Annotated in this window: 18 protein-coding genes; 15 read left to right on the top strand and 3 right to left on the bottom strand. The window is 49.0% G+C overall.

Annotated features, from left to right (window positions below; translation table 11 throughout):
• Positions 1 to 112 precede the first annotated feature (112 nt).
• The gene (gnpA, locus tag V3C10_21840) at positions 113 to 2,278 is read left to right on the top strand and encodes a 1,3-beta-galactosyl-N-acetylhexosamine phosphorylase (protein WVP64681.1); all 2,166 of its coding nucleotides are present in this window, start codon (positions 113 to 115) and stop codon (positions 2,276 to 2,278) included.
• On the opposite strand, the gene V3C10_21835 is transcribed toward gnpA, so the two are convergent.
• Positions 2,275 to 2,844: a GNAT family N-acetyltransferase gene (locus tag V3C10_21835; protein ID WVP61918.1), complete on the bottom strand. Its 570-nt coding sequence runs from the start codon at positions 2,842 to 2,844 to the stop codon at positions 2,275 to 2,277. The genes gnpA and V3C10_21835 overlap by 4 nt on opposite strands.
• Positions 2,845 to 3,118: 274 nt before the next feature.
• Between V3C10_21835 and V3C10_21830 the strand changes: the two genes are divergently transcribed.
• Both V3C10_21830 and V3C10_21825 read left to right on the top strand, forming a co-directional pair.
• Positions 3,119 to 3,520: a cyclophilin-like fold protein gene (locus V3C10_21830; GenBank protein ID WVP61917.1), complete on the top strand. Its 402-nt coding sequence runs from the start codon at positions 3,119 to 3,121 to the stop codon at positions 3,518 to 3,520.
• 13 nt (positions 3,521 to 3,533) lie between these two features.
• Complete coding sequence (locus V3C10_21825) at positions 3,534 to 4,019, top strand: hypothetical protein (GenBank protein WVP61916.1); 486 nt, start codon at positions 3,534 to 3,536, stop codon at positions 4,017 to 4,019.
• 93 nt (positions 4,020 to 4,112) lie between these two features.
• On the opposite strand, the gene V3C10_21820 is transcribed toward V3C10_21825, so the two are convergent.
• Positions 4,113 to 5,003: a LysR family transcriptional regulator gene (locus V3C10_21820; GenBank protein WVP61915.1), complete on the bottom strand. Its 891-nt coding sequence runs from the start codon at positions 5,001 to 5,003 to the stop codon at positions 4,113 to 4,115.
• A 369-nt stretch (positions 5,004 to 5,372) separates the two neighbouring features.
• Between V3C10_21820 and dhaK the strand changes: the two genes are divergently transcribed.
• From dhaK to V3C10_21790, 6 genes are all read left to right on the top strand, one after another.
• Positions 5,373 to 7,154, top strand: coding sequence for a dihydroxyacetone kinase subunit DhaK (dhaK, locus tag V3C10_21815; GenBank protein ID WVP61914.1), 1,782 nt, complete (start codon positions 5,373 to 5,375; stop codon positions 7,152 to 7,154).
• Positions 7,155 to 7,180: 26 nt separating this feature from the next.
• Positions 7,181 to 8,263, top strand: a complete 1,083-nt coding sequence (locus tag V3C10_21810) for an ABC transporter ATP-binding protein (GenBank protein ID WVP61913.1) — start codon at positions 7,181 to 7,183, stop codon at positions 8,261 to 8,263.
• Between the two features lie 20 nt (positions 8,264 to 8,283).
• A complete protein-coding gene (locus V3C10_21805) occupies positions 8,284 to 9,411 on the top strand; it encodes an ABC transporter substrate-binding protein (GenBank protein ID WVP61912.1) in 1,128 nt (375 codons plus the stop codon).
• A gap of 108 nt (positions 9,412 to 9,519) precedes the next feature.
• On the top strand, positions 9,520 to 10,368 hold the full coding sequence (locus V3C10_21800) for an ABC transporter permease (protein WVP61911.1): 849 nt from the start codon (positions 9,520 to 9,522) through the stop codon (positions 10,366 to 10,368).
• A 2-nt stretch (positions 10,369 to 10,370) separates the two neighbouring features.
• A complete protein-coding gene (locus V3C10_21795) occupies positions 10,371 to 11,156 on the top strand; it encodes an ABC transporter permease (GenBank protein ID WVP61910.1) in 786 nt (261 codons plus the stop codon).
• Positions 11,157 to 11,400: 244 nt separating this feature from the next.
• A complete protein-coding gene (locus V3C10_21790) occupies positions 11,401 to 11,772 on the top strand; it encodes a helix-turn-helix transcriptional regulator (GenBank protein ID WVP61909.1) in 372 nt (123 codons plus the stop codon).
• 113 nt (positions 11,773 to 11,885) lie between these two features.
• Here V3C10_21790 and V3C10_21785 read toward each other — a convergent pair whose 3' ends face one another.
• Entirely contained in the window at positions 11,886 to 12,821 is a 936-nt protein-coding gene (locus tag V3C10_21785; protein WVP61908.1) for a helix-turn-helix domain-containing protein, read from the bottom strand.
• A 243-nt stretch (positions 12,822 to 13,064) separates the two neighbouring features.
• Here V3C10_21785 and V3C10_21780 point away from each other — a divergent pair, with 243 nt between their 5' ends.
• The 6 genes from V3C10_21780 (at position 13,065) to V3C10_21755 (ending at position 19,909) form a co-directional block, all read left to right on the top strand.
• Complete coding sequence (locus tag V3C10_21780) at positions 13,065 to 14,381, top strand: ABC transporter substrate-binding protein (protein WVP61907.1); 1,317 nt, start codon at positions 13,065 to 13,067, stop codon at positions 14,379 to 14,381.
• Positions 14,382 to 14,516: 135 nt separating this feature from the next.
• The gene (locus V3C10_21775; protein ID WVP61906.1) at positions 14,517 to 15,422 is read left to right on the top strand and encodes a sugar ABC transporter permease; all 906 of its coding nucleotides are present in this window, start codon (positions 14,517 to 14,519) and stop codon (positions 15,420 to 15,422) included.
• 14 nt (positions 15,423 to 15,436) lie between these two features.
• Positions 15,437 to 16,312: a carbohydrate ABC transporter permease gene (locus tag V3C10_21770; GenBank protein WVP61905.1), complete on the top strand. Its 876-nt coding sequence runs from the start codon at positions 15,437 to 15,439 to the stop codon at positions 16,310 to 16,312.
• Between the two features lie 38 nt (positions 16,313 to 16,350).
• Complete coding sequence (locus V3C10_21765; protein ID WVP61904.1) at positions 16,351 to 17,280, top strand: sugar phosphate nucleotidyltransferase; 930 nt, start codon at positions 16,351 to 16,353, stop codon at positions 17,278 to 17,280.
• A gap of 38 nt (positions 17,281 to 17,318) precedes the next feature.
• Positions 17,319 to 18,401: an aminoglycoside phosphotransferase family protein gene (locus V3C10_21760; protein ID WVP64680.1), complete on the top strand. Its 1,083-nt coding sequence runs from the start codon at positions 17,319 to 17,321 to the stop codon at positions 18,399 to 18,401.
• Positions 18,402 to 18,652: 251 nt separating this feature from the next.
• A complete protein-coding gene (locus V3C10_21755; protein WVP61903.1) occupies positions 18,653 to 19,909 on the top strand; it encodes a BTAD domain-containing putative transcriptional regulator in 1,257 nt (418 codons plus the stop codon).
• Positions 19,910 to 20,081: the final 172 nt, after the last annotated feature.

Below are 20,081 nucleotides of genomic sequence, written 5' to 3'. Positions count from 1 at the left end.
TATAAAAAAGCAGGCAAGAAACTGATAGCGCACAGGTGTGAGAATGAATATAATCATAGTACAAAGAAAGAAGCCACAGGAACGCAGTACAAAAGATTTTGGAGGACGCTTAATAATGAATGTAAGAGGAAGACTTACCCTGCCGACGGATGTAGACATGGTGGATGAGACACTTAAGTTAAAAGAAAGACTTGACGCGGATGCACTCAGAGACTGCGACGGGACAGAGATGCCTCCTGATCTTTTAAAAACAGGAGCGAAGATTTACGCTACTTATTATACAACGAGAAAAGACAACGACTGGGCCAGGAATAATCCCGAGGAGGTTCAGCAGGAATATCTGATCACAGACCGCATGACAGCTAAGAGCTGGACGCTCTCCATTGAATTGATGAAGGGATTCCATACACAGCAGCTGAAGGTCAATACAATCGACGATCCGAAGCGCTGGTGGGAGGTTGTAGACAGGACGACCGGTAAGGTAATCCCGGTTGAAAACTGGTTTTACGATGAAGCCACGGGGGAAGTTATTATAAAAAGCATCCCCTATCATCAGTATACGGTCAGCTTTCTGGCTTTCCTGATCTGGGATCCGGTCCATATGTACAATTATCTGACCAATGACTGGCAGGGTGCGGAACACCAGATGACTTTCGATGTGCGCCAGCCCAAGACACAGGCCTATGTCAAAGAGAAGCTGAGACGCTGGTGTGAAGAGAACCCGGATGTGGATGTTGTGAGATTTACCACCTTCTTCCATCAGTTTACCCTGACTTTTGACGATCAGAAACGGGAAAAATATGTGGAATGGTTTGGCTACAGCGCCAGCGTCAGCCCTTATATCCTGGAACAGTTTGAGCACTGGGCAGGCTACCGGTTCCGCCCGGAATATATCGTAGATCAGGGATATTTTAATTCCACGTTCCGCGTACCGTCCAAAGAATTCAGGGACTTCATCGAATTTCAGCAGATTGAGGTCAGCAGGCTGGCCAAGGATCTGGTGGATATTGTCCATGCTTATGGCAAGGAAGCCATGATGTTTCTGGGAGACCACTGGATTGGAACGGAACCGTTCGGAAAGTATTTTGACAATATTGGGCTGGATGCAGTGGTTGGTTCCGTCGGGGACGGCGTGACGATGCGTATGATTTCCGATATCAAGGGGGTAAATTATACGGAGGGACGTCTTTTACCGTATTTCTTCCCGGATGTTTTCACCGAGGGCGGAGATCCAATCGGAGAGGCTCAGGATAACTGGATGAAGGCCAGAAGGGCGATCCTGCGCGCCCCTCTGGACCGGATCGGGTACGGCGGTTATTTGAAACTGGCCTCCGAATGGCCCGGTTTTATCGAGCAGATTGAGAAAGTAGTAGGGGAATTCCGCCAGATCCAGGAGGCGATGGATGGAACCAGTTCCTACGTTGCCCCGTTCAAGGTGGCAATTTTAAACTGCTGGGGAGAGCTGAGAAGATGGATGTGCAACCAGGTCCATCATGCAATCTGGCACCGCGAGATTTATTCTTATGTGGGTGTCATTGAATGCCTGAGCGGAATGCCGGTCGATGTGGAATTTATTAATTTCGACGATGTACGCAACGGAATCGATCCTGACATTAAAGTAATTATTAATGCCGGAGATGCTTATACGGCCTGGAGCGGAGCGGAAAACTGGGTGGATGAGAAAGTGGTTACCGCCATCCGCCGCTTCGTAGATCAGGGAGGCGGATTCATCGGAGTCGGAGAGCCGACCGCATTCCAGTACCAGGGACGGTATTTCCAGCTCAGCGATGTGCTGGGAGCCGACCGTGAGATGGGATTCTCCATGAGCACGGATAAATACAACGAACTTGCAGAGAATTATAAAGAACACTTTATTCTGGAGGATATCAGCGGAGATATTGATTTCGGAGAGGGCAAGAGCCGCATTTATGCCCAGGGCGAGGGATATCAGATCCTGGATAAAGACGGAGAATACAGCAGACTGATCGTAAACCAGTACGGCCAGGGCCGCAGCGTATACTTCACAGGACTGCCGTATTCACCGCAGAACTGCAGAATCTTACTTCGCGCCATCTACTTTGCCGCCCACCGGGAAGACGAGATGAAGAAATACTATGTCACCAACGTCGAAACCGAGGTTGCCGCATTCGAGAAGGCCGGCCGTGTTGCCGTGATTAATAATTCGAAGGAAGCTCAGAAGACGGAGCTTTATATCCATGGAACTTTAAAATGCAGTCTGGATATGAAGCCGATGGAAATGATATGGGTTGAGATTTAGTTGATGAAAAAAGATACGGGGATGTTCGGGGACGTGGTGGTGAGGACGAGAAGAGTGTCGATACCACCGTCCCGGACAGCCGCCCGGCCGAGCCCCATTTTTCGGTAGACAGGATCCGTAGCGACCGGTTCCACCAATACGTCCGTCGAGGCATTATCCTGCCACATACCGCAATAAGCGGCGAAATTTCCATCCGGCGCCACAATCGCAATTTTCAAGTCAAGATTTACATTAGGGCGTTCAAATTCCTTTCGGAACCCATCCAAATCATCCTGCGAGGGCAGATAGGGGCCGTCCCCGTCCAACTCGTGGTTAAACCCGTTCCAGAGAATCCTTCCATACTGATAAGGGTCAAACGTATCTTTCATACTGGTAACAACAAATCCTTCAGGCAACTCAAATTCAAGCCGGTTTTCATCCATGTCGAAAACAGAAGTACAGTCCTTATACTGAGTCGGCCGATATTCCATCCTTAAAGCAGCATCCTGAAACCTTCCGTCCTCATCCCGGACAGCAAGCATCACCCCATCCGGCCCTGCCAGATGCGTTTCTGCATATTCAATCATCTCCCCATCAATCCCAAAGTGTTACCGTCCCCCGGAGTCCCCGAACGCGAATCATATCCCGGGACTGAAGAAGCAGCCACCCCAATTCTGCCCGCCATCCTCACGCCGGCGTCCTAATTTTCAACAATCCATTCTATTTTTGAATGCAACCCATAACTATTATTCAGTTGCGTAATACATAAAACAAGCCTATGATGAACTCATAAATAGTTTCTGCGGCACGAAGCACAGGGCAAAAACTATTAATTTCAAAGAGGAAAGGAAGAAGATTATCATGGCAAACAAAAAAGTGGAAATTATGATTGACGATGTCAGGCTTGTTGCGGAGCTTTATGTTGACGACGCTCCGGTAATCTGCAACATGATTTTAAACAATCCGGGACAGAGGGCGATCATCCAGCACGCGAAATTGAACGGGCAGTTATTCTTCGGCACGCTCCCCTATGCCTGTGGATTTGAGAACCAGTGCAGAGGCGGAGATTTGGAGACATTTGATCTGGCATATTACCCTCCAAGAAACCAGCTCTGTTTCCTGTATGGAGTGGGAACGGACGAGCCGCTGCCGATCAGCCGCATCGGCCGTATCGTAGAGGGTATGGAGGCAATGCAGGTAGTTGGAATCAAGAACTGGTTAAAACAGGGCAGTATGATGACAATTGTCGGTGAAGTAGAATAAGGAGGTGCACGTAATGAACTGGAAAGCAGCGATAGACAAATTTGAAGAGAGACGACTTGCAATCTGGGAGAATATGCCGCAGGATGTTTATGATCTGAGTAATGGTAAGGTACCGGGCGACACCAATGTGTACGGCCAGTATGTTACGACGATGATGTATGCCGATTCTGAGCTCAGGACTCTGTGCGATGAAGTGCTTTTTTATATGATTGAGACGGCAAAGGAAGGGGATGTGGATCTGCGCACTCTGGTTCACTTTGCAAAACGTATCCTCGACTATAAGGCAAAATTTTTCGTGTTTACCGGCGTTCCGATGGCCAGTGAACTGTTATTCATGTATCTGGAGGCAATCGACACCGTGGAAAGTCTTGAGGAGTTTATCCACCTGAGCAATGCCGCCCTGAAGTATTTCAACCGTCACCACATGTGGGTTGACCTGGTTATTCCGTGGGGAGTATACAACGGCTTTGCAAAGCAGGATTTTGCACAGTATCTGTAATATAAAACATAAGTAACAAAGAATAAAGCCAAAAGGAGTTTTTGCCGTGCAGCGGCAGAAACTCCTTTTTCATAGCTGTCCGGGCCGTATTCCCTATTGGCCGGTCAACATTCCTTCTGTTTTCAAATATTCTTTTGTAATAGATATAAATTCCTCGGCGGCCGGAGAGGCATGTTTGATGGAGCGGATGGCCAGCCCCAGCACACGGCTGTGATCCCGAATCAGTGGTCTGGTGACGATGTTGTGAAATTGGAACGGCAGGGCCAGTCCGGGAATCAGGGATACGCCCAGATTTTGCCCTATCATCGAAATGGTAGCCATGTCTCCCTTGATCCTGTATTTAATTTCCGGGGTGAGATTTTCCGCATTCATGACCTGCCACACGTCCTCGTCGCCTCCGTCATGCGGGATGATAAAGGGATAATTCACCAGCTCCGCCGGATCCACTTTCTCGCACCGGGCCAGAGGGTGTCCGGTGGGGAGCACGGCCATAATGGAATCCATATACAGAGGGATAAAATCGTAGTTCTCCGGTACGGGCATGGACATGAGGCCGATGTCGATGGTGCCGTTTGTCAGCCACTCCTCCAGTTCGAAGTGATTTCCCTCGAAGACCTGCAGCTTGACGCCCGGATGGAGGGAGGAGAAGCGGGAGACTATTGGAGGCACCCATTTCACCGAAGTGCTGTAAAATGCCCCTACCTTCAGGGAGCCTATCTCAATGCCGCGTATCTTACAGGAAATCTCCTTCAGCGTATCCTCGGCCGACACAATCTGCTGCATGTAATAGATCAGAGGTTCGGCATTTTCGGTGGGAAATACGCCCTCCTTACCGCGGACCAGGAGCGGGAATCCCATCTCCTTCTCCAGGGAGGAAATCATATGGCTGATTCCGGGCTGGGTATAGACAAGCGCCTCCGCAGCTTTTGTGAGGCTGCCGTACTCAACTGCCTTCAAAAAGGCATTGTATTTCAGAATGCTCATTCGTGCGACCTCCATTCAAGTTTGTTATGTGATCCATAATAAATATTCAATTGCTTAATGTGTTGAAATAATATACCATACATTTATAGATAATTCAATAGCAAAGTGACTAAAAATCAAGCAAATAAGAGCAAAACTGTAATATAAAATAAAATTTTATTGATAGTTCCATGGATAACAGATAAAAGGAAGATGGATCGGCATGAGAGGCCAACAGGAGCAGCCGGCTCAGAGACAGCCGAATTAGAAACGGCCGGCTCAGGGACAGCTAAATCAGGGCAGCCGGATTAGAAGCAACCGGACGGGGAGCGTTTTAACCGGAACCGGTTCAACTAGAATCAGCTCAAACAAAAAGATTGGAGGAAACAAATGAAGAAGATTATCAACCGGCCGGAACAGGTAGTGACGGAGATGTGCCAGGGGATGGCGCTGGCACATCCGGAACTGGAATTTTCGCAGAAGTACAAATTTATCACGAAAAAAAATCTGAATCAGGACAAAGTGACTCTGATCAGCGGCGGTGGCAGCGGGCATGAACCGGCACATGCCGGATTTGTCGGGGACGGAATGCTGGATGCGGCCGTCTGCGGAGATGTTTTTGCTTCACCCTCCCAGATTCAGGTTTACCAGACAATCAGGGAGACGAAGAGCCGGAAAGGAACCCTCCTGATTATCAAAAACTACAGCGGAGATATGATGAATTTCAAAAATGCCGCTTACATGGCCCGGGAGGATGGAATCCAGGTTGATTATATTAAAGTGGACGACGATATCGCGGTTCAGGACAGCCTTTATACCGTAGGGCGCCGCGGTGTGGCAGGGACGGTTTTTGTACATAAAATCGCAGGCGCGGCGGCTGAGGCGGGATGCAGCCTGGAGGAGGTGAAGGCCGTTGCAGAGAAGACGGCAGCCTCCGTAAAATCCATTGGATTTGCCCTCACATCCTGTACCGTACCGGCCAAGGGAACTCCCACCTTTGAGATTGGTGAGGATGAGATGGAATACGGCGTGGGAATCCACGGAGAACCGGGCATTAAAAGGGAAAAACAGACGGATGCCGATACGGTGGCCGAGAGAATGGCGTCGCAGCTTCTGGAAGCGCTCGGGTTAGAAGAAGACGCTGAGGATGAAATAGCAGTACTGGTAAACGGCCTCGGAGGGACGCCGGCCCAGGAGTTATACATCCTCAACCGCTCGCTCAGAAAAGCGCTGGCGAAAAGAAAGATCAGGACAAGATTTTCCCTGGTGGGCAACTATATGACCAGCATTGATATGATGGGGGCGTCGATTTCCATTTTGAAGCTGGATGAGGAGCTGAAAAAATACCTTTTTGCACCGTGCAGCACTCCTGCCCTCAAGTTGGACTATGCGCCGGGAACAACGGATTTCCAGGAATTGGAAGGGGAGAAAAAGGCCGGAGAAAACGCGGAAAATAGTGCTGAAATATCGGCAAAATACAGGGGAGAGGGCAAAATCAGGGACGAAAAAATCACTCTACACAATATGATTTTTATGATAGATTGTATAGGGGGATACATCATACAAAATGAGATTCCCTTCTGTGAACTGGACTCACATGCAGGCGACGGGGATTTTGGAATGAGCGTGGCGAAGGGCTTTAAACAGCTTAGAAAGGAGTGGGGAGAAGTGATCGAATCATCCGGTGATATCGCTTCTTTCCTGAACGCCTGCTCTCTGATTATCATGGAGCACTGCGGAGGCGCCTCGGGGCCGATCTGGGGATCGGCATTCAGAGCGGCGGCCAAGTCCGCGGAGGGGAAGGAAACCCTCGGGGCGGAAGACATGGCCGTGATGCTGGGCCGGGCAGTGCAGGGGATTCAGGCGACGGGAGAACGGTCCTTTGGAAGGGGGGCCGTACCGGGAGACAAGACACTGATTGATGCGCTTGTTCCCTGTGCGGATGAATGGACCCGCCTGACGTCGGAGAGGACTCCCCTGATGGAAATCTTCAGGCAGGCAGCCGAAGCGGCAAAGGCGGGGGCCGAAAGCACCAAAGCGATTGTAGCCAGGATGGGGCGCGCCGGAACGGTGGGAGAACGCAGCCTCGGCTATCCCGATGCGGGAGCGTATGCCCTGGGAGAAATTTTCGGGAACCTGGCCTGCAGACTCGAGGAGGTACAGTCACAGTAAACAAAGGTACGCTGGAGGGTGAAAAAATGGACTATCAACTGGAATTAATCGACGTAGCAAAACAGTATAAAGAGTTTCTGGCAGTGGACAGTGTCAGCCTGCAGATCAAAAAAGGAGAAATTGTCTCTTTCCTGGGCGCCAGCGGCTGCGGCAAAACGACAACGCTGAGGATGATCGCCGGCCTGATCGAGCCGACCAGAGGAACGATCCGTATCCAGGGGCAGGATATGAACGGAATACCGCCCCATAAGAGAGACATTTCCATGGTGTTTCAGAATTATGCACTGTTTCCGCACCTCAGCGTATATGAGAACATTGTATATGGGCTGAAGACGAGGAAGATTAAGGACAAAAAGGTGCTGATGGACAAGGCCAGGGAGATGATGGATTTAGTCCAGCTCGAGGGCGTGGAGAACCGGCTCCCCAAGGAACTTTCAGGCGGCCAGCAGCAGAGGGTGTCACTGGCCAGGGCCATGATTGTGGAACCGAAGGTCATGCTTTTCGACGAACCGTTAAGCAACCTGGATGCGAAACTGAGAGAAAAGACAAGGGTAGAAATCAGAAACCTGTTAAAGAAAATGAATGTCACGGCAATCTATGTCACCCATGATCAGGAGGAAGCGCTGACCATCTCCGACAGGATTGCGGTAATGAATAAAGGAAGGATTGAACAGATTACGGAGCCAAGCTGCCTTTATACACGCCCGGCCACACGGTTTATCGCCGGTTTTGTGGGCCATGCCAATATTGTGGAGGGCAATGTGACGGCGGTGACGGAGGACAGAATCGCAGTAAAGCTCACAAGCGGGGAAGAACTGTGGGCCAGGGCCGATACCGGGAAGAAGGTGTCCGGCGGGGACGCCGCAGTCCTGATTATAAGGCCGGAAAACGTGCAGCTCCATGAGGAAAAACCGGATAGAAAAAATGTACTTTCGGGGAAGGTAAAAGCTAAAATCTATCTGGGTTCCACTCTCCGGTATGTGGTTGAGATGGCGGGAAACAATGACTTTGAAGTGGATCTTCATACCAAGGACGAAGGGAAAGCGGTCGAGGGGGATACGGTTTATCTGGAACTCGATGAAAACGGTCTGGTCCTGGTTGAAAGATAAAAATGAGAGGAGAGGTACAAATGAAAAAAACAATCAAATCGGCAATGGCACTTTTAATGGTATGCACGATGACGGCATGCGGTTCATCCAACACAGTGGAAAGCACTACAAAAGCACCCGATACGGAGGCTCCGGCCGTGGAGACAGCAGACACGGAAGCAGCATCTGCGGAGGCAAAAGATTATTCAGGCGAGACACTGGTAGTCCAGGTCTGGGGCGGAACTTATGAGGAAACGCTCAGAAACCACATTATTCCTGCTTTTGAGGAGAAGACAGGGGCAAAGGTTGAAGTGGTAAGCGGCGCGGCTCCGCTTTCCCAGCTTGCTACGGAAGGTGACGCGGCTTCCATCGACGTCCTTCACGTAGACTGCAGCGAGGTGGTGCAGGGAACCAATATGGACGTGCTTGAGACACTGGATTTCAGCAAAATGTCAAATGCACCGGATTTATATGATGAAGCCCACATGTATGATACGGCGGTTGTGACAAACTGGGGTACATACGGCATTATTTACCGCAAAGATCTTGTAGAGAAAGAGCCGACAAGCTGGCTGGATCTCTGGGATGACGCATACAAGGGCGGAAAAATCGGCGTTATCGATTACAGCATGGGCGGCGGACTGGAATTTGCGGAGGCAGTTTCCCGAATCCAGGGGTACACCGTGGCAGACGAAGAAAACTGGGACAATCTTTTTGCAAAGATGTCTTCCCTGAAACCAAACATCGGTGTTTACGCCAGCCAGCACTCCGATATTGAGAGCATGCTGACCAAGGGCGACATCGTGATGTCGGTAGAGACGAACGGACGCGCCATCGGTCTGATGAAGGAAGGAATCGATATCGGATTCTGCCAGCCTGAAGAAGGCTCCATCGCAATGACCTCCCTGGCGGCCATCAGCAAAGGTTCCACAAAGAAAGAACTGGCTTATCTGTTTGTCAATGAACTGATCTCCCCGGAGGGACAGAAGGCATACGCGGAGAACAACTACTATGCTCCTTCCAACGGTAAAACCGTAATCGACGAAGAACTTCAGGCATTCATGCCGTACGGTCAGGAGCAGGTTTCCAAACTGCTTTATATGGATTCCGAGACGCTGGAACCGGTAAAAGCAGCCCTGATCGAGAGATGGAATAAGGAATTCAAATAATATTTCCGGGACGCCGCCGGGGCGGGGCAGACACCCTGCCCTTTGGCGGCGCACTGTTTTTCGCGGTAATAAATATTAGATACAGACATAAAAGGAGGAGGGATTTCCTTGGATAAAGAAAAAGACACATGGTCCTATGTGAATAAATGGTACCTGATTATTCCCCTGGCTTTCCTGACATTTTTCTTCGTTGCCCCGCTGATTAAGATGTTCTATCTGAGCATGTTCCAGTTTAACGGGGTAAATAAGCCGCTGGGAGAGTTTACCCTGACGAACTATCATAAATTCCTGAAAGACGGGTATTATTGGGGAGTTTTAGGGAAAACGGTGGGGCTGAGTTTTCTCTCGGCAATTATCTGCGTCATCCTGGGATATCCGATTTCCTACCATCTCAGCAGAATGCAGGGAAAAGTGAAAAGCGTTATCACTGCAATGGTTATGCTGCCCCTCTGGGTGTCGATTACGGTCAGAATGTTCGGCCTGATGACGATCATTGAATGCGGGACGTATTTTGCGGTTGAGGTGGGGCTGGTCTACTGCGGCCTGCCCTATATGATTATGATACTGACGGGACCGATCGGAAACGTGAACCAGAGTGTGGAGGAGGCCTCCTACGTGTGTGGCGCCGGATTCTGGGAGACATTTTTTAAGATCACGTTTCCGCTCACCATCAAGGGCGTTATTTCCGGTTTTATGCTGGTGTTTGCCCTGAACACGGCTGCGTTCGTCGTGCCGGTTATGCTGGGAAGCGGAAAGATTGTCACAATGACCACCCTGATTTACCAGCAGGCCACCTATATTTATGACTGGGGCTTTGCCGCGGCCATTTCCGTCATCTTTCTGATTGTATCCATGGCGCTCACCAATTCGGGAAAGCTTTACGATGTTTACTGTGAAAAAAGGGCGAGACGTTCCTCTAAAATTCTGAGGGAAGAGCTTCGCAGGGAGGGGGAATAAAGATGAACCTTACAAAAATAGCCGGAAAGATATTCAGAATATTTGTGTATATGTTTTTACTCTGTCCCCTCGGCGTTGTTATCTGTACGGCATTCAGCGATACAAACAGGGTTATTTTCCCGCCGAGAGGGTTTACGCTCAAGTGGTTCGGGCAGGCCTTCGCCAATGTGGAATTTATGAACTCGCTTCTTCTGAGCATCCGGATCGCCTGTGTCAGCGTCGTGATCGCCTGTGTGCTGGGCACGATGGTCAGCCTCTGGTTCTGGAAATCGGGAAGCCGGGCGAAAGGGATTTTTGAAACGCTGTTTCTGTCCCCGATCGTCATTCCGACCATCATCAGCGCCGTGGCATTTTTACAGTATTTTGCCATTTTTGGAAATATGTTTACAAACTACTGGAAACTGTGCCTGACCTATGCGATTATCGAGATTCCGTATGTCATCAGGACCGTTACGGCCAACCTGGTGGGGCTCGACACGGGCTTTGAGGAAGCTTCCCTGGTACTGGGGGCATCCCCGGTAAGGACGCTGTTTAAGGTGACGCTTCCCTGTATCCGCCAGGGCATTATCGGAGGCGCTGTGTTCTCATTCGTGGTGGCCTTTGATGAGTGCGTTATCATCATGTTCATGAAGAGCGCAAAGACAGTGACCTTCCCGCTGCGCCTCTATTCCTATATAACGGAGTCGTTCACCCCGCTGATTTCGGCTTTTGCAACACTTTTCATCATCGTGGCCGGAGTCGTGATCTATATTGTGGAGAGAAAGATCGGGCTCAGCAAACTGTATTAATATAGTAAAGCGGGAGGAATATCTCTGGAAATGTGCTGATATAAAATTTGAATAAAAGCTTAAGAAAATCCCTTTTCCGATGGAAAGGGATTTTCCGGCATTTACGGCGAGGATTGTGGGGAGGTAAACGTTAAAATGCCGATTTAGTGATAAATGGATAATACCCAAAATATGGGTATATAAAAACTCACAACAAGAGAATACCGAAAAAGCATGCCTGCTATAATACTATCAGAGGTGTGCTATGACCAAGAAGACGAAAGTGGAAGCTATTTTAAAAACGGATAGTAAACTGAGAGAATTACGTAAAAAACGCGATTTAAAACAGGAACTGCTGGCGGATGAAATAGGAACATCACAGCAGACGGTCAGCCGCATTGAGAATGACAAATTATCAATGTCGGTTGAGACTTTAATACGCCTTTCCGCCTATTTCAATGTTACAACCGACTACCTGCTGGGGATTTCGGATATCGAGCCCTCAGAGGAAGACGACGACAGCAAAGCGCAGGAACTGGCACAGTTATTCATGGCTCTGAGGGAGAGAGACAGGGAGCTGTTATTCAGTCAGGCCAGAAAGATGTATGAGTTAGATCATAAAAAGAAAGAAAAATAGCAGCTGTCCAGATTGTACCGTACAGTTACAAAAAAATAGAGAAGCGCAGAAAAGGGAGGCCGTGGGTCTCCCTTTTTTCCAATGGTAGCGGTAAGCGGCGGACAATATAGCGGTTACAGGTGTTTTCTCTGAGGTCTCTTTGCCCTCTGCATGATGGACGCGCGGTATTCGGTCGGCGTCATGTCGGTAATTTTCTTAAACTGCCTGGAAAAGTAGTGCACGGAGGTGTAGCCCAGGGCATCCGCTATCTGGGTAAAGTTCATCTGCTGGTTGCGGATCATCTGTTTGGCCGCGCTTATCTTCATCTGGTTAAAACATTCCATCACGCCGCTTTTCTGGTAGGTCCGGAACAGCTTTTTAAGCTGCGACGCGCCGATCAGGTTGTCACGGCATATTTTTTCCACGGTGAGCTGCCGGCCGATATGGCGGTCCAGGTAGTCGATAATGCTGGCAAACAATTGGTTTCCGTCTGAGAGAGCCGGAGTCCGGCCGGGATTGTAGAGGGCCGGCAAGGGCTTTTCTTCATTATAAGAGAAGGCGCCAGAAAAGGTGCGGAACAGTTGAATCAGAAATTGTTCCAGATGTATTTTAATCATCTGCTCCGCGCCGAAGGGAATGTTCTCCCTGCGGCTCAGCACCTCCATATAAGGGTCGTCCATCGGTCCGTCGAAGGTGTCGCGGGCTTCGGCAATAATCTGGGATAGGAGATTGCGCTCGCTCTCGCCAACCGTCAGGATCTTGTGCTCAAAAAATGCCATGCACGGTTCGCCGGCTTCAAAGGAGATGACCACCAGGTTCGGCGCGATGACGTTGTTGGCAGCCAGGGCGTGGAATTCATTGGGCCGGTGGAAAATAATCTGCCCCTGGTGAAGGACAAATTTCTCACGGTCTGCCGTCACCTGGAGCTCTCCCTTGTCCACATACATAAATTCCCAGAAGTTGTGGGATTCACCGGGAAACGTGAAATCACTCATATATTCAAAATAATGCAGGCTGACAATTTTTCCGATTCGCAGCTCCTCTTTTAACTCTGTAAACTGATAGGACATAGGCGCCTCCCGTGGATGGGGTTTCCGCCGGCTTATTAAGACTGTGTCTGCCGGCGTATAACCGTTATTGAGACTTTTTTACATTTTAACCCGGATTACGGCAGGTGTAAAGAAGAAAAGAACTAATAGTGCAAAAAAGGAAACGATTTGTATAAAGAAATTTGGCAATTAGTATAATATCATAGAGATATGAATTGCACTAAATGTGAAAATTCACTAAAAGTGTTAAGGAGGAAGGTTTTTATGAAAAAAAGAACGTTAAGCGTACTTCTGACAGCAGCTATGGCAGTTACCATGCTTGCAGGCTGCGGAAGCAAGAAGGAAAGCGCTCCGGCTGAGACAGCAGCGCCGGCAGCAACAGAGGAAGCAGGAAGTGAAGCAGGCGGGGAGGCAGCAGCACCGGCCGAAGGCGGCACACTTGTTTACTGGTCCATGTGGGAGTCTACCGAGCCACAGGGTCAGGCGATTCAGAAAGCAATCGATGCCTTTACAGCAGAAACAGGCATCAAGGTTGACGCACAGTTCAAGGGACGTACCGGTATCCGTGAAGGTTTACAGCCGGCTCTTGACGCAGGAACCAATATCGACTTATTTGACGAGGATATCGACCGTGTCAACAAGACATGGGGACAGTACTTATTAGACCTGGAAGACCTTGCAAAAGCAGCTGACTATGAGTCTACCGCCAATGCAGGACTGATGAGTGCATGCCGCGAAGTTGGCGACGGAACATTAAAGTCCATTCCTTACCAGCCAAACGTATTTGCAATGTTCTACAACCAGGATATTTTTGATGAAGCAGGCGTGACTGCAGTTCCTACCACATGGGCGGAACTGGATGCAGCTTGTGCAAAGATTAAAGATGCGGGCTACGTTCCGATTACAGATGATGACGCATACATCACATGCTTATTCGGATACCATATGTGCCGTCTCGTAGGATACGAGAGAACATCCGAGATCGTTAAGAACGGCGAGTGGGATGACCCGGCAGTTCTTCAGACAGCAGAAGCTTTCGCAGATTTTGCAAAGAAGGGTTACTTCTCTGAGGATATCGCTTCCAACGTATGGCCGGCAGGTCAGAACATGGAACTGGCAGGCGGAACAGCCGCTATGTACTTAAACGGCTCCTGGCTTCCAAACGAAGTTAAGGATATGGCGGGTGACGACTTTAACTGGGGATGCTTCAGCTACCCGGCAGTTGAAGGCGGAAAAGACGGAACAAACGCATCCAACTATGGTGCACAGGTATTCGCTATCAACAAGAATTCCAAGAATGCAGAAGCAGCTTTCCAGTTAATCTGCAAGATTACAAAGGGCGAATATGACAAAGTATTAGCTGAGGACAGCAACGGTATCCCGGCAGATACAAGCAACACAGAGTGGCCTGCAATGGTTAAATGCGCACAGCCTGTTATGGAACAGCTTACAGTCCGTTACCCATGGGCAGCAGGCGCTGAGGACAATGCAGATATGACTCCAATCATTAAAGAGAACATGCTTAAACTGGTTGGCGGTTCCATCTCAGCTCAGGAATTCGTTGATGCATTAAAGAAATAATGATAAAGTAGAAGCGTCCGCGCTTGAATGAAAGACTACTGAATGAAGATTGCATGGTGGCACCGATAAATTCATCGCTGTCACCATGTTTTTTAAAAACGTATTTAAAAATAAAGACGAAAAGGGGGAAGCAGCTTGAAGAAGAACAAGGCAATGATTGTCACTTTCCTGGCACCGGCAGTATTTATGTTTATTATGGTATTCCTGTATCCAATCTGCCGTACGATCGTGATGAGTTTCTTTAAAATAGAAGGAATCACGGATTCGGTATCCAAGTGGCAGTTTACCGGAATTGACAACTACGTCAAACTTATGAATACCACATTGTTTAAGACCTCCATGTGGAACCTGTTCCGTATCTGGTTTATCGGAGGTATCATCGTAATGTCCCTGGCTCTCTTATTTGCGGTTATTCTGACAAGCGGAATACGCTTCAAGAGCTTTTTCAGAGCAATGATTTACCTGCCGAACGTAGTCAGCGCCGTAGCTCTGGCAACGATGTGGCTCCAGTATGTATACAACAACAAGTACGGTCTCCTGACCGGCATTTTTAAGAAGCTGGGTCTGACCTCTCTGGCCAAAATCCAGTGGCTGGACAGCGAGCACAAGTTCTACGCGCTGCTGTTTGCCTACTGTTTCGGTATGGTAGGTTACCATATGCTGATTTTTGCCAGCGGCATTGAGCGGATCAGTGAGGATTATTATGAAGCGGCTACCCTGGACGGAGCCAATAAACTCGGCCAGTTCCGCTATATTACCCTGCCTCTTTTAAAAGGGGTGTTTAAGACGAATATTACCATGTGGAGTGTTACATCCGTAGGATTTTTCGTATGGTCGCAGCTGTTCTCCTCCGTTACGGCGGATAATCAGACGATCACTCCGATGGTTTACCTGTATATGCAGATATTCGGCGCCGGCAACAGCGTGACGGAACGAAACTCCGGTCTTGGCGCAGCGGTCGGTGTTATGCTGAGCATCTGCGTGGTCCTCATCTTCTGGCTGTGTAACCATCTGCTGAAAGATGACGACCTGGAATTCTAAAAGGAGGGGAAGTTATGGCGAAAGAAAAGAAAGTGCGCGAACGCGTTAACTGGAACAGAGAACTGAAACTTGCCCCCGGCTATCTGATTCTGTGTCTCTGGATCTTATTTACCGTTGTTTTGCTGGGATGGGTAGTGGGCGCCAGTTTTTCCACGACAAAGGCGATTTTCGCAGGAAAGATTATGTCCAGCGGATTCCATCTAGAAAACTATGCGAAGGCCTGGAACAACTCGAATGTTTCTACCTTCTTCATGAACTCACTGGGGTATGCAATTATTTCCTGCACCCTGTTAATTCTGATTTGCGCTCCGGCGGCATATGCATTGTCAAGATTTAAATTTATTGCCAATAAGGTAATCCAGACCGGATTTGTATCGGCCATGGGCGTTCCGGTTGTTATGATCGTGCTCCCGCTGTTCGGACTGGTAGCGGGAATGGATCTTTTAAATCACGAGCTGTCCAACCGTTTTGTGCTGATATTCCTCTACATAGGAATTAACGTGCCGTATACGACAATTTTCCTGATGACGTTCTTTGCCAATATATCGAGGGCGTTCGAGGAGGCTGCGGCGATCGACGGCTGTTCTCCGACCAAGACATTCTGGCTGATTATGCTGCCGATGGCACAGCCGGGTATCATAACGGTTACTATTTTCAACTTTATCAATGTATGGAATGAGTATTTCATTTCCCTTATTTTCGGAAACTCAGACAGGATACGTCCCGTCGCCGTAGGTCTTTACTCCATGATTAACTCCATGAAGTACACAGGCGACTGGGCCGGCATGTTTGCGGCGGTTATCATTGTGTTCCTGCCGACGTTTATCCTGTACATCTTCCTGTCGGAGAAGATTATTGCCGGTGTAACAGGCGGCGGTGTCAAAGGTTAAATATAGTATGAATCCAAGTGAAAGGAAGTATAGACAGTATGGACAAAAAACCGGTTTTAGTAATTATGGCAGCCGGCATGGGCAGCAGATACGGCGGTCTGAAACAGATTGACCCGGTAGATAAAGACGGAGATTTGATTATTGACTTTTCCATCTTCGATGCAATCGAAGCGGGATTTGAAAAAGTTGTCTTCATTATAAAGAAAGCAATTGAGGCTGATTTTAAAGAGCATATCGGAAACCGGATGGAGAAACATTTGAAGGTTGAGTACGTTTATCAGGAGACCGATAAGCTTCCTGAAGGGTTTGAGGTACCGGAAGGCCGTGTAAAACCCTGGGGAACGGGCCATGCGATTCTCTGCTGCAAGGACGTGATTGACGGACCGTTTGCCGTGATCAATGCCGATGATTTCTACGGTAAATCCGCATTCAGGCAGATTTACGCCCAGCTGGCCGAAAACAGTGATGCCGGGAAGTACCAGTACACGATGGTCGGCTATGAGCTTCACAATACACTGACGGAGAACGGGTATGTGGCCAGAGGCATCTGCAGCACCGACGCAGCCGGGAAACTGGTAGATATCCATGAGAGAACCAGGATTGAGAATCACGGCGGCAGGGCGGAATATACGGAGGACGACGGAAAGACCTGGGAATTCCTTCCGGCCGGAACCATCGCTTCGATGAACATGTGGGGATTTACAAAGAGTATTCTGGCCGAGCTGGAAGACCGTTTTGTGCCTTTCCTGGAGAAGAATCTTCCGGAGAACCCGATTAAATGTGAGTATTTCCTTCCGTTTGTTGTGGATGAACTCCTGAAAGAGGGAAAAGCGGAGGTGACCGTATTAAAGAGTGTTGACCGTTGGTATGGCGTCACCTACAAAGAAGATAAACAGATGGTGATGGATGCCATCCAGGGCATGAAAGATCAGGGGATCTACCCTGAAAAACTCTGGGAGGACAGATAGGGATGAGCTGCGATAAGGCACTGAAGACAGAGGAGGCCATGGCAAATATGTGCTATGAAGGCGCGGTGACGGAATATTACCGTTACGGCCATGGCCATATCAACGACACTTTTTATGTTAAAACACAGGGGGAGGACGGCGAACACGCTTATATTCTGCAGAGAATGAACCGGGAAGTGTTTAAGGATCCCATCTCCCTGATGAAGAATATCACGGGTGTTACCGGCTTTCTAAGGAAAGAAATTGAGAAAGAGGGAGGGGATCCCCTGAGGGAGACCCTGAACCTGGTACCGGTGAAAGACGGAAAAGATTATTATGTGGACAGCGACGGCGAATACTGGCGATCCTATCTTTTCATCGCCAACGCCACCTGTTACGACAAGGTGGAGAAACCGGAAGATTTCTACCAGAGCGCCAAGGCATTCGGCCGGTTCCAGCGTCAGCTGTCATTGTATCCGGCGGATGAGCTGTCCGAGACGATCCCAAATTTCCACAATACCCCTGCCAGGCTTCAGACATTCAGGAAGGCTGTGGAGGATGATGTGTGCGGCCGTGCGGCTTCGGTCCGGGAAGAGATTCAGTTTGTACTGGACCGTGTGGATGAGGCAGGAGCTGCGATGGAGATGCAGAAGGCGGGAAAACTTCCGCTGCGCGTTACCCATAACGACACAAAGCTTAACAATATCATGATAGATGATGGGACGGGCGAGGCCCTGTGCATCATTGATCTGGACACCATCATGCCGGGATTATCCATCTTTGATTTTGGAGACTCCATCCGGTTCGGCGCCAACACGGCGGCGGAGGATGAGCCCGATTACTCATTGGCAGGACTGTCACTTCCCCTGTTTGATATCTACACAAAGGGATATCTGGAGGGCTGTAAGGGAAGCCTGACAAAGGAAGAAGTGCAGATGCTCCCCATGGGAGCGAAGCTCATGACCTACGAGTGCGGAGTGAGATTCCTTACGGACTATCTCCAGGGAGACGTCTATTTTAAGATTACCAGGGAGAACCATAACCTGGACCGCTGCCATACCCAGTTTGCCCTTGTGGCGGACATGGAGAAAAAGTGGGATGAGATGAAGGCAGTTGTAGAGAAATACGCAGGACAGCAGTAGTGTGCACTGCATGTGGCAGGAAAAACAGGAAATTTTTGGATGCCGCCGGACGGAGTTACGAGACTCTGGCTGGCGGCATTATTGAGTGGAGAACAGGAACGTCATCATTTCGGCGTCGTTACCGCATCACAACTAAAACAAACCTACAGTTTCTTACTAAAATAGTGCTGGAAATAGCTGGGAAATGTATTATAATCAATATAGGTATGATAAGAAAGTCGCAGGATTTTATGCGGGAAAGGAGAAGCTGAATGGTAGAAGAAATTTTCGGTTCAAGGCCGCAGGAGGTCCTGTTTGTGAATATGTTCGGCGGTTTTTCGATGACATATGCGGGCAGGAAAATAGCGTTTTCGAGAAGCAGTAATACAAAGTTTGTTCAGCTTCTGCAGCTTCTGCTTTTGAATGCCGGCCGCGGGATTTCCAAGAAAGAGCTGATTGACACGCTTTACGGCTGGGATGAGGGCGTCAACCCGAATAAGAATCTGAACAACGTCATATACAGGCTGAAAAAGCAGCTGATTACGGCAGGTCTGCCGGTGGAGGATTATATCATTCTGGATAACGGCATATGCCGCTGGAACAGCAGTTTCCCCGTGGAGACGGATGTGGTGCTGTTTGTAAAGTATGCGGCGGCCGCGGAGAATAAAGAGGGGGAAGAACGCATCAGAACTCTTGAAAGAGCAGAACGCCTTTATGCAGGGGAACTGCTCCCGGAATTTTCGACGGAGTTATGGGTAATAGAAGAGAATCTGAAGCTTAAGAACCTGTATGAACAGATAGTGAAAGAGCTGGGGGCGATCCTGAGAGAGGCGGGAGAGTATCAGGAGGAGCTGAAGCTTTACCGGAAGGCGGGAAAGATCTATCCCTTTGACAAATGGCAGATTCAGGAGATTGACTGCCTGATGTTAATGAAAGAATACAAAGAAGCGTACGATGTCTATCAGAATACGGCCAGTCTCTACTGCGAGGAGATAGGAGTGCCGCCGGGACCCGAGATGGTGAGCCGACTGCGCCAGATTGAGCAGCAGATTAAGAATCCGGTCGGTAATTTTGAAGACCTGAAACAGAATTTCCAGGAACAGCAGAACAGGGGAGCGCTTTACTGTCTGTACCCCAGCTTTCTGGATTCCTGCCAGCTTATGTCAAGAGTGGCTGAGAGAACGGGACGATCGGTCTTTCTGATGCTCATAAACCTGACTGATAAGATGGGAAAAGAGATAACGGATCCGGCGAGACTGGAGACTCAGATGGAGTTGTTGAAAGAGGTAATCAGGTCAACCTTCAGAAGAGGAGATTTGTTTACAACATACAGCAAAAGCCAGTATATGATTATCCTGGTCGGAACGGAGAAGGAGAACTGCAACAAGGCATTTACCAGATGCATTACCCGGTGGAAGAATACGGAGGGAGCCAGAGGAGAACTCAGCTATTCCGTGGAGTCCCTGATCAAGATGCTGAATCCGGAGCTGTCGGATGAGGAAAATACATCATCCTGGACTGGTTTTTGATTGAACAAACAGTAAAAAAATACATAAATCGGTAAAAATGAAAAAAAGTTTAAGAGCTGCTTTTGGCGAGGTAATTCGCGAGGCAGCTCTTTTGTTATGATAAAACAAGAATAACGGGAAAATGCTCCGGGAACGAGAGCGTTATAGAATAAAAGACGACGGGGAAGTGAGA

Source organism: [Clostridium] symbiosum (assembly GCA_036419695.1).
Lineage (GTDB): Bacteria > Bacillota > Clostridia > Lachnospirales > Lachnospiraceae > Otoolea > Otoolea symbiosa_A.
Note: the sequence above shows the minus strand (reverse complement) of the source record. Positions and strands in the feature narration are given on the sequence as shown.

Bases quoted from the DNA above. Each gene is read 5' to 3' on its own strand.
- V3C10_21835 (WVP61918.1), bottom strand. From the start codon at position 2,844: ATGATTGAATATGCAGAAACGCATCTGGCAGGGCCGGATGGGGTGATG.
- V3C10_21830 (WVP61917.1), top strand. From the start codon at position 3,119: ATGGCAAACAAAAAAGTGGAAATTATGATTGACGATGTCAGGCTTGTT.
- V3C10_21825 (WVP61916.1), top strand. From the start codon at position 3,534: ATGAACTGGAAAGCAGCGATAGACAAATTTGAAGAGAGACGACTTGCA.
- V3C10_21820 (WVP61915.1), bottom strand. From the start codon at position 5,003: ATGAGCATTCTGAAATACAATGCCTTTTTGAAGGCAGTTGAGTACGGC.
- dhaK (WVP61914.1), top strand. From the start codon at position 5,373: ATGAAGAAGATTATCAACCGGCCGGAACAGGTAGTGACGGAGATGTGC.
- V3C10_21810 (WVP61913.1), top strand. From the start codon at position 7,181: ATGGACTATCAACTGGAATTAATCGACGTAGCAAAACAGTATAAAGAG.
- V3C10_21805 (WVP61912.1), top strand. From the start codon at position 8,284: ATGAAAAAAACAATCAAATCGGCAATGGCACTTTTAATGGTATGCACG.
- V3C10_21795 (WVP61910.1), top strand. From the start codon at position 10,371: ATGAACCTTACAAAAATAGCCGGAAAGATATTCAGAATATTTGTGTAT.
- V3C10_21790 (WVP61909.1), top strand. From the start codon at position 11,401: ATGACCAAGAAGACGAAAGTGGAAGCTATTTTAAAAACGGATAGTAAA.
- V3C10_21785 (WVP61908.1), bottom strand. From the start codon at position 12,821: ATGTCCTATCAGTTTACAGAGTTAAAAGAGGAGCTGCGAATCGGAAAA.
- V3C10_21780 (WVP61907.1), top strand. From the start codon at position 13,065: ATGAAAAAAAGAACGTTAAGCGTACTTCTGACAGCAGCTATGGCAGTT.
- V3C10_21770 (WVP61905.1), top strand. From the start codon at position 15,437: ATGGCGAAAGAAAAGAAAGTGCGCGAACGCGTTAACTGGAACAGAGAA.
- V3C10_21765 (WVP61904.1), top strand. From the start codon at position 16,351: ATGGACAAAAAACCGGTTTTAGTAATTATGGCAGCCGGCATGGGCAGC.
- V3C10_21760 (WVP64680.1), top strand. From the start codon at position 17,319: ATGGCAAATATGTGCTATGAAGGCGCGGTGACGGAATATTACCGTTAC.
- V3C10_21755 (WVP61903.1), top strand. From the start codon at position 18,653: ATGGTAGAAGAAATTTTCGGTTCAAGGCCGCAGGAGGTCCTGTTTGTG.